The organism is Paenibacillus koleovorans NBRC 103111 (genome assembly GCF_004000845.1).
Lineage (GTDB): Bacteria > Bacillota > Bacilli > Paenibacillales > NBRC-103111 > Paenibacillus_AA > Paenibacillus_AA koleovorans.
Genome location: NZ_BIMA01000059.1, coordinates 13,726 through 28,232 on the forward strand (window position 1 = coordinate 13,726; position 14,507 = coordinate 28,232).

Below are 14,507 nucleotides of genomic sequence, written 5' to 3' on the forward strand. Positions count from 1 at the left end.
TTTTGAGGTGATCCAAATGAATCCGTTAAGTGATCAAACCAAGGAAGAGCTTCTCCTTGCACTTGAAGGCAAAAGGTCTAGTCTTTTTGTCATTGATGGAAAACTGGTTTCTGTTGAGATCGAAAACTTCGAGTCGGTTAATGAAAATGTCCCAGAGTCCGATCCAGCCCAAGAAATTGAAGAGTATCCTGAACTAAAAGCTTCCCTGCAGCGCTACTTGGATAATCCAGATATGAAGGGATATTCCGCCAGCGAATTAAAGGAGAAGCGTCACCGGCCTCGTTTATTTGCCCAACTTAAGGAATATAGCTCACCTTGACATCGTCTACGCTAGACGAGCTGGCATTGCCGGCGATGGAGGAAGACAGCTTGTCGACCTTGGTCAGGCCGGAATACCTGTAGCTCCACTGCGAGCCGCGCAGTTCGCCGTTCACGTAGACATCGAACTTTTGGGTTGCGGTGTTCATCACCACTTTGAGGTGGTACGGGACTCCATTCGTAGTCGAGGTCACCAGGTTCGTTTGGGTGCCTCCGTTGTATCCCCATATTTTTCCAGATTGCATAATGATATGAGCAGCGCTGCCATTCGAAGTAAGGCTGCTGTCCGAGACGACTAGGGCGTTCTTCCAGTTGTTGTCGTCCGCCGTGACGGTCGCTTCGGCGATCACCAGGCTGCCAGCCGGTGCGGTAAACAGCTTGTAGGCCTCCGCTTTGCCGGTTGTTGACGTTGTCGTCAGTTTGACGGATTTGTCCGTAGAAGCTCCGCTATCCAACTGAACCACACCTGTATGCCCCGAAACGCCGCCGTTATCGAAGGTCCAGCCGTTCTGCCCGTTCAAATTGCCGAGTGTCATGGAGTTAAAATCTTCATCGACCAGCGTGGTTAAAGTAAGCGGTGCATAGGATACTTTCACATCGTCCACACTCATCGAGCTGGCGTTGCCGGCAATGGAGGAGGAGAATTTGTCGAGCGTATTCACCGCATATCGATAGCTCCACCCTGTTGCGAGCAACGCGTCGTTGACATAAACATCGTATTTTTTCGTAGACGTATTGATCACGACCTTCAGTCGATAGGGTTGACCGTTCGTGATTCCTGATAAAACGTCCGTTTTCGTGCTTCCATTGTAGCCCCAAATCTTGCCGCTTTGCATAACCAATTGGGCGGCATTGTTATTGGCGGTTAAGCTGCCGTCCGCAACGATCAGGGCATTTTTCCAATTACTGTCATCGGCCGTTACAGTAGCTTCCGCTATGATATAACCGTTTTGAGGAGCGTTAAACAGACGATACGCTTCAGCGCTGCCGCTTGTGGAGCCCGTTACAACCTTCAACGATTTGTCTGTGGCATCGCTGTTTGCCGGCTGCACGATTACGGTATTCTGAGCCACTCCGGCGTTGTTGAAAATCCAGCCGTTTTGTCCGGTCAGGCTGCCCAGCTGCATATCGTTAAAATCTTCATTCACCGTGTAGCCGGCAATCGGGGCTCCGGAAGGCGTTGCAAAAAAGGCCTTGATGCTTTTGCCGCCGGCGCCGTTCACATTAACAGTAAGGGTAGTCGTTCCTCCGCTGGTGCTGGTTGTAATGCGCGAATCCTTGTAGGCCACCGGCCCCAGATTTTGCGCGATCGTCAGGGTAATGGTGCCTGTATTGGCCATCGTAGGGTCGGATACGGAAACCTCGGTTCCATTCTCGCTAGTGCGTACCATGACGGATGCCTTTTTGTTGCTGGTGACGCCGCTCACGGTTTTGACAGCATCCTTCCAGAAGTTGACGCCCAGTATGCCCAGATTGTTTTCCTTCACCGCTTGCGCATCGCCTGAATTCTCAATCACCGTTATATCCGGGCTCGCAGCATAAGCATCCACTTGCGCGCTGGACATACCCGGCAGCAGGACATAGGAGTAGGAGCCGTTTGTCGGATTCGTACCGTGATCCAACCATAAGTTCATGTAGTTGCGTGTGTAATTGGTCGTATAGTCAGGTCCCGAATAGTACAGATCGACACTTGACCATTGGTCGGTGCGCGACTCCCGCAAGCCTTTGACAGATGGTGCCGTTGGAAAATAGTAACCGATATCCGAACCTGCCACATTCCCGGCCAAATGAATCCGGCTCACCCCGGTCATCGTCTCGTTCCATCCTAATGCAGTTGATTTGGCGGTTCCGTTCACCGTGAGGGCGTTATTGCCGCTGCTGGTCAGCTTACGATTCTCGACAATCGTTTCCGCCACTTTATTATCGGTCGATGTAATGCCGGCTCCCAAGTTCACGATCTCGTTGTCAAACATGAACCATGATTTTTTGGCCGTAAGGGTGGCGCCATTTGCCGTATACTGCATGCCCGAGATCCCGTATTGTCCCGATATCTCTGTCCCTCCAACCCAACTGTTCGGATTTTTGGCATTCGGCGCAGCTGTCGTATTCTGATTGACGGTAGTACCGGGCATACGATAGCTATTGACGGTAGGCCAGAAAGAATCCTTGTATTGGGCCAAATCCGAATTGTAGAGATAGGTCATCCCGTCGCCGGTATGCCAGCCTTTTAAATTCTGATTATTAAGGCTCTCATAATTGGCCACTCGGCTCGAGGACATGCTGATTCCGAAGGCAAATCCCGGTCTAAGGTGCATAGCTCTAGCCATATTCGGGTATTGCTTGTTCATGATGAGATCCGGTCTTGCGGTAACCGTCGCATCATTCATAATTTGTTTCGTTTGCACGATGGTGGTGATGGAGCTTAGATCCGCATACTTGGTTGGAGAAGTAGCCTCCAGCATCCACTTTTTGACCATCGATTTGTATGCTGCACGGTCACTGGACGAAGGGGCGGATAAAGCCATCCTGACAACGGCAGCTCCCAGAGCCCCCATGGAGGTCAATCCTTTATCGTCGCTGGCGAATCTGGATAAGCCTCTTCCCCTTACCATTTCGGCTATGTTGTCCTTGTAAAATAGAGGCTCGAAGGCGGTATAGATCCATTGATAAATGTTAGCCACGTCCGGATCGACGATATCCCAGGAGGAGCCGGCTATTACATACATAACCTTGGTCAAATTGTCCATCAGGCTAATCCCATAGCCGCCGTTATAAGCAATAAGCGCGGTATGCTGCAGGATCGAGCCGTCGCTATATGTGCCTTCGCCGGAAGTCACATAATCGAATACCGGGCTAAGCTGGTCTCTTCCTTCGGTGATTTTGGCGCTATTTTTCATAATGATTCCGCTTACAATTTTAATGTTGCACGCCCACACCCGATTGGCTCCGACCAGGCCGGCTCCCCATGCAAGCGCTTGCCAGTCGATTACGGCGTGCCAATTGCTAATCTGCGTTGGTGTAAGGCTGGAATAAATCCATGTCGTAATGTTGTTGATGCACAGCGGCGAAGTGACTTGCCAGTCGAACCAATTGTCATACCCTCTTTTGGGCACGCTGGTATTGTACCGGTTCGCATACATCCAGTCCATGGCGCTAATGATATCGGCCAGCAGAGCGGAATTATTCTTAAGAGCTGAGCCTCTCGTGACATAAGCTAAAGTCATCGCTTCCAAGCGCTGATAGCTCTGGGAAACATGCGCCGATATCGTCGTGGACGCCAAGTCGCTCCATAGGTAGGTCCGCCCTGCGCTTTTGTTCATGGAATCCCAGTTCGTTTGAGCAAGCGATGTAATACTGCTGATTTTGCCGGATATGTCAGGGTCTGCCGGATCATAGCTGGGGCCACCTGTGGAAAAATCATAGTACTTGGCACGCAACGTGTCGTACTCATCTGCAGCATAGGCAGGATGAATGGGCGTGGATGTTACAGCAACCAGCATCGCCAACACCGAAATAAGCACTTTCAAAATCCGGAATTTCATCTTCAACATTAGTACCTCCTTCAAATAGTCCTCATTTGGGTTGATCTTCTTTCAGCCGCTTCTGGGTTGTCTTAAGGAGTGGGTTTCACTTCCTTTCTCTGGGATTCGACGTTAGTTTACTTGCCTAGTTGATCCGGTACAATATACAGGATTCTTATCTATTACCATCTTATAGCAGTCAAAAGCCGCATCTATCGAGGGGTGGCCTTTATTCCTTGCGAAAAACAGGTGGACTCAGGCGCCTTCTATGATAAAATAAGGGCATCGTTTCAAGTACTTGTATTATACCTATATCTAAATCTATAAAAGGGGAGCATGAACCGTGATCGAAACTAGAAGCGCTTACAGCTACTTCCGTCCGAGGCGGGCGGCCAGCTGGTGGAACACGATCAATGACTTGATGTGGCCGCAAAAATCCGTGAAGGATAAAATCAAGCGGCGTGCGGAAGGTTTTGCGGAGGCGGGCATCGATACGGCGATCAATTTCGGGTTTCATATCCGGTTTGATTTCGCGAATCATTTCGGCCAGCTGCATGGCTATATGAACGAAGTATGCGAAGAGCTACACAAGTACGGCATCCGGTTTATCGACCACTACTCCTGCAATTTGCTCGAACGCCCGCGCGGTGAAAAGGAATACGCCAAGCTGCACGCCGCCCAGCGCCATCACGTGCTGCTGCATCCCGATCCGGTGGCGGCGGAATATGCCGGTTACCTGGGGTATCGCTTCCACGATATGTGCCAAGTCGACCTGCGCGATGGCGGACGCGGCTACACAACCGCTTATCAGGGCGAAATGTTCTGCCATAACAATCCTATGTTTCTTGAGATGCACGGTAAATATCTGGAGCGGCTGCTGCGGGAGGTCGAGCTCGACGGGGCGGAAATCGACGATATGGCCGATTACGGCTGGCTGTCGACTTGCGGCTGCGTACACTGCCGGGAGCGGTTCAAGCGGGATTACGGGCATACTTTGCCCGAGCTGAGCGACACTTCGTTCTGGGGCGAAACGTCGGGCGCTCCGATCACATGGGGCAACTACGACCACCCGGCGTTCCGCGACTGGATCCGCATGCGGACGGACAGCATCGCCGATCATGTGAAGCATATCAAGAGCTACTTTCCGGACAAGCCGCTGATGACTTGCTGCTCCAGCACCGGTCCGATCGTGCTTAATGCGGTGTCGCTGAACTTGGAGAAAATGTCGCCGCACCTCGATATGCTCATGCTCGAGAACTGCGGCATCGGCACCGGCAGCGTGAAGTGGGCCCGCATGGACGCAGAGGCGCTGCAGCAGAAGGACATTGCTTTACGCATGGGGGGCGCGCCGGCCATGGCGCTCAGCTATATGATCTATGACAAGGGCGGCTACCTCGGTTGGGCGCTGAGCCGGTTCTGGGGCGTCGTGAACTGGAGCAGCACGCTGCCGGGCCGGTTGGTGGAAGATCCGGTCGACATGAAGGAGACGCATGAGATCGTCGGTCCTTACAACGTGTGGGAGAAAGCGCACAGCGATCTGGACGGGCAGGCAGGGGCGGACGTGGCCGAGGTGCGGCTCGCGAGCAGCAAGTACTGCCGCGACAACGGCTGGCGCGACGCCGACGGCGCCGAGCATTGGGACCGCGTGCTGCGCTGGTCCGGCGCTTTCGTGAACCGCAGCGTCGGCTACCGCCTCGTGCGGAACGACGAGCTGGCCGATGCGGAGGCGCTGAAGCGCGACCGCACGCCGCTCGTGCTGGACGGCGTCGGCTGCGTGTCCGACGCGCAGTTCGAGGCGGTGCGCTCGATGCTGGAAGCCGGCGGCGAGGTGTGGCTGTGCCTGCCGTTCGGCACGCATGACGAGCGCGGCTTCGCACGGCCGGAGCCGCTGTCGGCGGCGCTGCTGCGGGGCTCCGCCGGGGCGGCGTACCCGGGGCTGCACCTGCTCGCGGCGGGCGACGAGCGCGCGGCGGGAGGCGTGGCGGCAGCGAGCGTGGCGGCGGGTGGGAACGGCACGGTTGATGCGGGCGGTGATAGCGTCAGCGAGATGGACAGCGCAGCGGCGGGAGTCAGCGCTGCTGATTCGAGCGGTACGGGCAGCACGGCGGCAGGAGTGTACGCTGCTGATTCGAGCGGTACGGGCAGCGCGGCGGCGGGAGTGAACGCTGCTGATTCGAGCGGTACGGGCAGCGCGGCGGCGGGAGTCAGCGCTGCTGATTCGAGCGGCGTGGCTGGTACAACCGGCGTAAGCGATACGGGCGACATAGCGTCCGGGCACGACGTGAGCCCCGGCAGCGAAGCCGCGATCGCCGCGGCAGCGGCCCAGGCAGCCGGCGGCTCGATCGCCTCGGCAGCGCTGACGAAGCTGATCGAGAGCAGCGCCTTCCAGCCTCGCATCGGCCAGCTCGCGGGCGACGCAAGCTGGGCATTGCGGCTGCGCGTGCACGCCGAGGAAGGTGTCGTCCTGCACGTGCTGAACCAGGCGCTCGAAGCGATCCCTGACCCGGTGCACAAGGACGCGCACAACGGCTCCGTCGTGCTGCGGGACTTCCGCTCGCTCAGCACGGACAATCGCTTGAGCTACGAGATCGACCTCGGCGGCTTGGACGCTCCGGCTTGGACCTCGGCTGCCGTCGTGCGCAGCCCCGAGCTCGGCGCTGAGACGCGTCCGGCTGTGGTGGAACGGTTGTCTAACACCAAAGTGCGGGTGTCGATCGACTTGACCGGCGTGGAATTGTACGCCGTTGTGAGCCAGTAACATTCACGAAAAGCCAAAATCCCAGCTTCAATCTTACTGAAGCTGGGATCTTGGCTTCTTAGCTCTGTCATTCGCTCATCGCCGACCGTTCCACCCTCCATGTAGACCCATTTTTACCCTTCTTCGCCCGCCTCCGACCACTCCTCCCACCAAGTAAGCTAAATTTACTCTTCTTGCCCACCGCATATTAAGAAAACCATCCAAAAGATCGCTGGACGGTCCTTGAGCTGTGGCATTCAGTTTGTCGCGTGCGGAGGGCAAGCATCGGGTTCCGATCGGTCCTGCTTCCGTGCTCAGCGCTACTATAGGAATTCGGTCCGATCTTGAGCGGACACAGCGGACCTTATTTCGTCCAAACATGGGCCCAACCCCTTGATTGCGGACACAGCGGACCTTATTCTTTCCTTTCTGCCCTCCGGGCTTCCCTTTTGAGCTAAATAAGGGCTGCTGGGTCCGCCAACCTGGCGAAAAGGTCACTTTGTTCACAAATAGCGCACCTATTGTCCGCTAAACTTCCTGTGCGAGCACCCTCATTCTTCTTTCACACAACCTTGGTTCTGTAGGGAGGTTAAGGAAGGTTCTCCACCGCTTCAGTACGGTAAGGAACCGGCAGGGAAGATCACTCTGGCGGTCCACTGGCGTAAGGATTCCGTTGGGCCAACTCTGAAAATTCGCCTCATGAGTCCGCATCCAAAGTGCCGCCTCGCGGCATCGGTGTCTGTAGTCCGACTTTTTCGGATTGCATGGCGTGAGCGAAACGTGATAGGCGTCGTAGTCCGAATTCACCCACTTGCAGAGCCATTTCCACGCACCCCCTCCCGAAAATACCGCTCCAATTCGACAAATTCGGACTGCAGAGCTTTTGTCGACGGGGACGCAATCTGTAGTCCGATTTTTTCGGACTGCGGAGCTTACGGAGCATTCGGAGCATTCGGAGCTTACAGATCTTACAGAGCATAATGAGCAAGGTTACTTGGAGGTCGGCGGCTATTTTCTGCTTGTACAGTCCCTCTCGGCACTATCCCCAGGTTTCAGAACGACTCTCTCATGCCCGGCCAGTAACTTGGCTTCTTCGAAGATACTCCTCTGCTCCTCTGCTACTCTGCACAGCCGCCCCATTTTTAGCATCCATGATGCCGCCTCGCAGCACGGTGTCTGTAGGCCGAATTTGCCGAATTGGAGCGGTTTTTTCCAGACGGGGTGTGCGAACCCGGCTCCGCAATTCCCCCTTATGCTTTAGTTCTGTAAAGGATTTAAATTTCTTATCTGTTCAAAAATCTGTTCAAAAAGACCGCCCTATGCTCAACAGCCTGCTGGCATTGGACGGTCTTCGCCATTTCTAGCGGCTTCCGGCTACACCTTCAAGCCGGTCCCGAAACGGCCTTCAAAGAACGACTCCTCGAACGCTCGACGCGTGGATGGCTTCTCCCGCTCCCGATTGCGCTCGGTGAGCTGCTCCTTCGGGCCGCGGTAGCCGAGGGCGATGACGGCCATCGCCTCGAACGAGCCGTCGCCCGGCACCCCGAGCGCTTCGAGGGCCTTGTCCTTGTCGAAGCCGCCCATCGCATGGGCGCTGAGGCCAAGCTGCGACGCCGCCAGCGCGAGGTAGCCCCAAGAGGTGCCGGCGTCGAACCCGCCCCAGCGGTTCGGGTTGCCGTTCGCCTGCACCTGGTGGGCGAACACGACGACGAGCACCGGCGCTTGGGCGCACCATTCGGCGTTCGACGGATTGACGAACGACAGCACGCGCTCGCGGTCCTCCAGCGTCCGCGCCACTACATAGCGCCACGGCTGGCCGTTGCCGCTGGAAGGCGCCCACCGGGCAGCCTCGAGAAGCGAGCCGAGCACGTCGGCGGGCACCTCCTTCGGCAAATAAGCCCGCGGCGACCAACGGTTCAAAAACTGCGTATCCACTTCATGCTCCGGCCGGCGGTGCTCCGCCGCTTCCGGGGATAATTGATCACTCATGGCGCTCCCCTCCTCGTACACTAGATTACCCCAAAGCTTACCAAATGACGCGCAGGAAAACAAACGAGCCGATGAGTTCCATTTCAACATAGCCAGGCGACTTTGCCGGACACAGCGGACCTTATTTTGCTCAAATAAGGCTTCACTCGACCGAATGCGGACACAGATGACCTTGCATGGTTTGCTCTTCGATTCCTCGCGTTTCACCCAAAGGGCTCCTGGGTCCGCTAAACTTTCGAAACAGGCATTTTCTTCACAAATAAGGGGGCTCTGCTGTCCGCAGAAGTTGCGAAGCTAAGATCGGAACCTTCCCAACATAAGAAAAGCCGGACAGATGGTACTGTAGCGTAAGAGCGGCTGGGTGCGGAATACGGTAGGGCTGGTGGGAACGACAAAGTAACATGGGGTTCAATGGATGTGGATTTCCACATACATTTGGTTGGGGGAGCGTGTGAAGTGAGGAAACGATCGGTCTGGTCGAGGAGCGTCAACAATTCGCAGTTACTGGTGGGAAAAGTGGCCGGGTTGCGGATACGGCGGGGCTGGTGGAGGGCGGCAGTCTTGGAATAGCAGAAAACCGCCCCAACCGGGACGGCTTTCTTGTTCACACAGCTATGCTACTCCAACTGCTTATTCACCCGCCAGTACGTCTTCCACGTCCGGTACCCGAGCTTGCCATAGAAATCGACGTACGGCGTCGTGTCGATCGCGATGTGCCGGATGCCCCGCTCGCGCAGAAAATGGATCGCCGCCTGCACGATCGAGAGACCATAGCGGTAGCCGCGGAACTGCTCGTCGATGCCGAGCGGGCCGACGCCGCCGAGCTCCTGCTCGAACAGAGGCGACCAGTACACGTTCTGCGCCAGAAACGGCGACTGCGCATCGTTCAGCCGGCAAAAGCCGATGATCTCGCCGCGGTCTCCCGTCTCCATCTCCGTCTCGGTGTCCTTCACCAGCACGACGAATTCGCGTCCGGTGCCGCCCCGCTGCCAATACTGCTTCGTCTGATACTCCCATCGCCCGGGAAAACACCGCTCCATGAAAGCGTTCAGCGCCTCGCGGTCTTCCGGCTTCGCCAACCGGAACGTTACGCCGGCCGACACGGGCAGCTCCACACGATCAGACGCCGAATACTCGTTGAGCAAATCATAGACGATGTCCACGTCCGCATACCCGCGCGTCAGAAACCATCGCCTCGCTTCCGGTCCCTCCGCCAGAGCCTCGCCGCCCTTGCCGGGAATCCCCGGCACCACGCGCCAATGAAAATCGTTGCCGATCCTCACCTGTTTTACGCCACAGACACGCAAAGCCGATTCCGCCTCGCGCAGCAGCAGGGTGCCGATTCCGCAGCCCCGGCAGGCCGGATCGACGACCAGTGCATGAATCCACCCCTGATCGGAGCTCAGATCGACGCCTGCCTCGGGGTCCTGCCAAAATTTCGCCGCAACGAATCCGACAACCCGTCCCTCAGCTTCATCCCAAGCCACCATCGAGCCCGACCAGCAAGTATTGCGGTCCTCCATGATGTTCTGCCGAATGAGCCGCTCCCGCATCGGATAGTGATCAATCCATTCCTTATTCCAGATGTCGACGATCGCAGCGGTATGCTCGGGCGTCATCGGCTTCAATGTAATAGTCATATTGAATAAAGTCCTCCATTCCAGCCGGACAAGCTGTACGCTCGAATCTACCCCTACTGTAGCGCAACGAGTCCTGCCGGACTAGAGACACTTTTTCAACTTCTAAACACTTTGTTCACTTTTCCAAAACTTGCTATGGCTTCAGCCGCCAAAACAGCTCGTTCACGCGCAACTCGTTGCGGAATCGGCTCACATTCGTCGAGCCGTCGATCACCACGCACTCGATGCCGGTCAGCTCCGCCCAGTCCGCCAGCTGCTCTGCGGTCACCTTGTAGGAGAAGGCGGTGTGGTGCGCACCGCCGGCGTAGATCCAAGCCTCGGCCGATTCGCTCAGCGACGGCAGCGGCTTCCAGAGCACACGCGCGACAGGCAGCTTCGGCATCGCATGCGGCGGCTCCACCGCCTCTACCTCGTTCACGACGAGGCGGTAGCGGCCGTTCAGCTGGATGAGCGAGGCGTTCACCGCGCGTCCCGCCAAGCCATCGAAGATAAGCCGCGCCGGGTCTTCCTTGCCGCCGATGGACAGCGGATGCACCTCGATGCGTGCGCGACCCGCAGCGATCGTCGGGCAAATCTCCAGCATATGCGCGCCGAGCACCAACTCGTTGGCCGGATCCATGTGATATGTGTAGTCTTCCATGAAGGAGGTGCCCTCGTTGCCGGCCATCAGCTTCAGCACCCGTACGAGCGCCGCCGTTTTCCAGTCGCCTTCGCCGCCGAACCCATAGCCTTGCGCCATAAGCCGTTGGACGGCCAATCCCGGCAGCTGCTTCAAGCCGTGCAAGTCCTCGAACGTCGTAGTGAAGGCGCTGAAGCCGCCTTCCTCGAGGAACGCCTTAAGCGCGATCTCGATGCGAGCCTGCTCCAGAATGGAATCCCGCACAGCGCTACCGGAGCTGAAACCTCCATTGCCACCAACGCCGCCAACAGAACCGCCCGACACATCTGCCAAACCGAAGCCCGCGCTGCCGCCTGCCCCCGACACCCCGGCCGGCAAGTCGTACAGCTCCGCATACTCGTCGAACAAGCTTCGCACCTCGGCGTCGCTCACGTCGCGCATGCGCGCAGCCAAGTCGCCGATGCCGTAGCCGTTCACCGACCAGCCGAAGCGGATTTGCGCCTCCACCTTATCGCCCTCGGTGACGGCGACCTGGCGCATGTTGTCGCCGAAGCGCGCGACCTTGAGCCGCCGGCTCTCGGTGCCGGCCGCCGCGACGCGCATCCAGCCGGCGATGCGCTCCTGCACGCGTCCGTCGGCCCAGTGGCCGGCGATCACCTTGCGCGCCACGCCCATACGGGCGCCGATAAAGCCATGCTCGCGGTCGCCATGCGCGGCTTGGTTCAAGTTCATGAAGTCCATGTCGATGCCGGACCATGGAATGTCGCGGTTGTACTGCGTGTGCAGATGCAACAGAGGCTTGCGCAGCTCGGCGAGGCCGGCGATCCACATGTTGGACGGCGAGAATGTATGCATCCAAGTGATGACGCCCGCACATGTTGCCGCGGCATTCGCCTCGACGCACAAGCTGTGGATCGCATCCGGCGTCGTCAGCACCGGCTTGAACACGACCGGGAACGGCAGCATGCCGCTCCGATTCAGCCCTTCGACGATATCCCGCGAATCCCGCTCGACCTCGAGCAGCGTCTCCGGGCCGTACAAATGTTGGCTCCCCGTAGCCAACCAAAACTCATAAGCTCCAATCGTTAACATGTCGATACCGCCTCCCCGCTCCCGCTGCCATGAACTGCATTTTCCTTGATCGCCTTCAACCGCTTCATCACGTCGTTGCCGCCCCGGCCGAAGTAGTCGTGAAGCAAGCTGTACTCCTGGTAAAGCTTCTCGTACACGGCGACGTTCGCAGGTATCGGTCGATAAGTCTCTTCCTTTACCCGGGCCATACGTGCCGCAGCTTCAACTACACTTTCGTAGCCTCCGCGCTCCGAACCGGCCGCGACCGCTCCGAACATCGCGGCCCCCAGGGCAGGGGTCTGCTTCGAGTCGGCGATCTTGATTTCCCGGTTCGTCACATCGGCGTAGATCTGCATCAGCAGCCGGTTGCGCTGCGGCAAGCCGCCGCAAGCATATACTTCATTCACTTCCACGCCGTTCGAGTGGAAAGCGTCAATAATCTTGCGCGTGCCGAACGCCGTCGACTCCAACAGCGCGCGGTACATTTCCTCCGGCTTAGTCTGTAAAGTGCAGCCGACGATCAATCCGGTCAGATCGGTGTCGACAAGCACGGAGCGGTTGCCATTCCACCAGTCGAGCGCGATCAGCCCGGTTTGCCCCGGTTCATACCGCGCCGCCTGCCGCTCTAGCCACTCATGCACGTTCAAGCCTTCCTGCTCGGCAGCTTCCCGCACATACCCCGGCACCGCCTCGTCCACGAACCAGGCAAAAATATCGCCGACCGCCGACTGCCCCGCCTCATACCCGAAGAAGCCCGGGATAATGCCGTCCTCGACGACGCCGCACATGCCCTCCACCTGCTTCTCTTCGGTGCCGAGCAGCATGTGGCAGATCGAGGTGCCCATCGCCATGACGAGCTTGCCCGGGGTAACGACCCCGACGCCCGGCACCGCGGCATGCGCATCCACATTGCCGACCGCCACGGCGGTCCCCGCCTTCAACCCCGTCAGCGAGGCCATCTCTTCCGTCAGCTCGCCGGCCTTCGCCCCTTGCGGCGCGATGTCGCCGCCCAGCTTGGTCTCGGTCAGGTCAGCCAGCCGAGGATCAAGCGCAGCGAAAAACTCGCGGCTCGGATAACCATCCTGCTTGTGCCACATCGCCTTGTAGCCGGCGGTGCAGCTGTTGCGCACGAATCGGCCCGTCAGCTGGTAAATAACCCAGTCGGTCGCTTCCATCATAAGCGAGGCTTTCTCGTACACTTCAGGCGCCTCGTTCAGGATTTGCCAAGCCTTGGCCATCATCCACTCGGACGAAATCTTGCCCCCGTACCGCGACAGAAACGTCTCCCCGCGCTCCGCGGCTACCGCGTTGATCCGGTTCGCCTCGTCTTGCCCGGCGTGATGCTTCCATAGCTTCACCCAGCTGTGCGGATTGTCGGCCCAAGCCGGGTCCAGGCACAGCGGCTGACCGCCCTCATCCACCGGCAGCATCGTGCATGCCGTGAAGTCAATGCCGACGCCGATCACGTCGTCGGCCGACACGCCGGATGCCTGCAGAACGGCAGGCACCGAACGGCGCAGCACCTCGATGTAATCGCTCGGGTGCTGCAACGCCCAGTCGGGCTCGAGCCTCAGCCCCGAGCCCGGCAGCGCTTCATCGATGACGCCGTGCGGATACGGCGTCACATGATCGGCGATCTCCGTCCCGTCGGCCAGATCGACCAGCACCGCCCGCCCCGACTCGGTTCCATAGTCGACGCCGATGGCATACTTTTTCCCTAGCTCGTTCCCCGCCTTGTTCCTCATCTCACTCCTCACTCCGCTCCCCAGCTCGTTCCCCAACTCGCTCCCATTCTCGTTCCCCATTTCGTTCCTCATCCCCTCGGTTGTTCTATCGCCCGTGCTCTACCCATGCCAATCACAAGCTCTTCTCCTGAGTCTGCCCGTAGTAAGCGGCGGCCCCATGCTTCCTCAGAAAATGGCGGTCAAGCAGCGCCTGATCCATCGGCTGCACCGCCGGGTTCAGCTGGTACGTCTGCAGCGCCATCTTGGCCACCTCTTCGAGCACGACGGCGTTATGCAGCGCTTGATGCGCATCCTTGCCCCAGGCGAACGGCGCATGGCTGTTCACGAGCACGCCCGGCATGTAGCCCGGATCGATCCCCCGCTTCTGGAACGTCTCGATAATCACATGGCCGGTCTCCAGCTCATAGGCGCCGCGAATCTCCGCTTCGGTCATCGCCCTGGTGCATGGAATCTCGCCGTAAAAATAATCCGCATGCGTCGTCCCCAGCGCCGGAATCGGCCGGCCGGCTTGCGCCCAGCTCGTCGCCCACGGCGAATGCGTATGCACGATGCCGCCGATTTGCGGGAACGCCCGGTATAGCGCGATGTGCGTCGGCGTATCCGAGGACGGCTTCAGCCGCCCCTCTACAACCTCGCCTTCCAAGTTCACGACGACAAGATCGTTCAGCTCCAGCTCTTCATAGGGCACGCCGCTAGGCTTGATGACGACCAACCCCGACTTGCGGTCGATGCCGCTCACATTTCCCCACGTGAATGTAACGAGTCCGTGTTTGGGCAAATCCAAATTCGCCTGCAGCACCTGCTGCTTCAGTTGTACTAACAACCTATACACCCCACCTTGCCGCAATATACCCCCATTATATAGTT

Annotated in this window: 8 protein-coding genes; 2 read left to right on the forward strand and 6 right to left on the reverse strand. The window is 58.1% G+C overall.

What is annotated here, in order from left to right; all coding sequences use genetic code 11:
• Window positions 1-16: 16 nt before the first annotated feature.
• Window positions 17-319, forward strand: coding sequence for a hypothetical protein (locus PKO02S_RS19165; protein WP_127585454.1), 303 nt, complete (start codon window positions 17-19; stop codon window positions 317-319).
• Here PKO02S_RS19165 and PKO02S_RS19170 read toward each other — a convergent pair.
• Window positions 297-3,869 (reverse strand): polysaccharide lyase family 8 super-sandwich domain-containing protein, encoded by a 3,573-nt coding sequence (locus PKO02S_RS19170; RefSeq protein WP_127585455.1) that lies wholly within the window; start codon window positions 3,867-3,869, stop codon window positions 297-299. The two genes, PKO02S_RS19165 and PKO02S_RS19170, sit on opposite strands and share 23 nt — an antisense overlap.
• A 313-nt stretch (window positions 3,870-4,182) precedes the next feature.
• Between PKO02S_RS19170 and PKO02S_RS19175 the strand changes: the two genes are divergently transcribed.
• Complete coding sequence (locus PKO02S_RS19175; RefSeq protein WP_127585456.1) at window positions 4,183-6,597, forward strand: alpha-amylase family protein; 2,415 nt, start codon at window positions 4,183-4,185, stop codon at window positions 6,595-6,597.
• Between the two features lie 1,353 nt (window positions 6,598-7,950).
• Here PKO02S_RS19175 and PKO02S_RS19180 read toward each other — a convergent pair.
• The 5 genes from PKO02S_RS19180 to araD all read right to left on the reverse strand — a co-directional run bounded on the left by PKO02S_RS19180 (window position 7,951) and on the right by araD (window position 14,463).
• Window positions 7,951-8,772, reverse strand: a complete 822-nt coding sequence (locus PKO02S_RS19180) for a nitroreductase family protein (RefSeq protein WP_307720030.1) — start codon at window positions 8,770-8,772, stop codon at window positions 7,951-7,953.
• Between the two features lie 410 nt (window positions 8,773-9,182).
• Complete coding sequence (locus tag PKO02S_RS19185; protein ID WP_246067130.1) at window positions 9,183-10,205, reverse strand: GNAT family N-acetyltransferase; 1,023 nt, start codon at window positions 10,203-10,205, stop codon at window positions 9,183-9,185.
• A 133-nt stretch (window positions 10,206-10,338) separates the two neighbouring features.
• A complete protein-coding gene (locus tag PKO02S_RS19190) occupies window positions 10,339-11,916 on the reverse strand; it encodes an L-arabinose isomerase (protein WP_127585458.1) in 1,578 nt (525 codons plus the stop codon).
• Window positions 11,910-13,640, reverse strand: a complete 1,731-nt coding sequence (locus PKO02S_RS19195) for a ribulokinase (RefSeq protein ID WP_127585471.1) — start codon at window positions 13,638-13,640, stop codon at window positions 11,910-11,912. Before PKO02S_RS19195 ends, PKO02S_RS19190 begins: the two co-directional genes overlap by 7 nt.
• Window positions 13,641-13,752: 112 nt before the next feature.
• Window positions 13,753-14,463: an L-ribulose-5-phosphate 4-epimerase gene (gene araD, locus PKO02S_RS19200; RefSeq protein WP_127585459.1), complete on the reverse strand. Its 711-nt coding sequence runs from the start codon at window positions 14,461-14,463 to the stop codon at window positions 13,753-13,755.
• Between the last annotated feature and the right edge of the window lie 44 nt (window positions 14,464-14,507).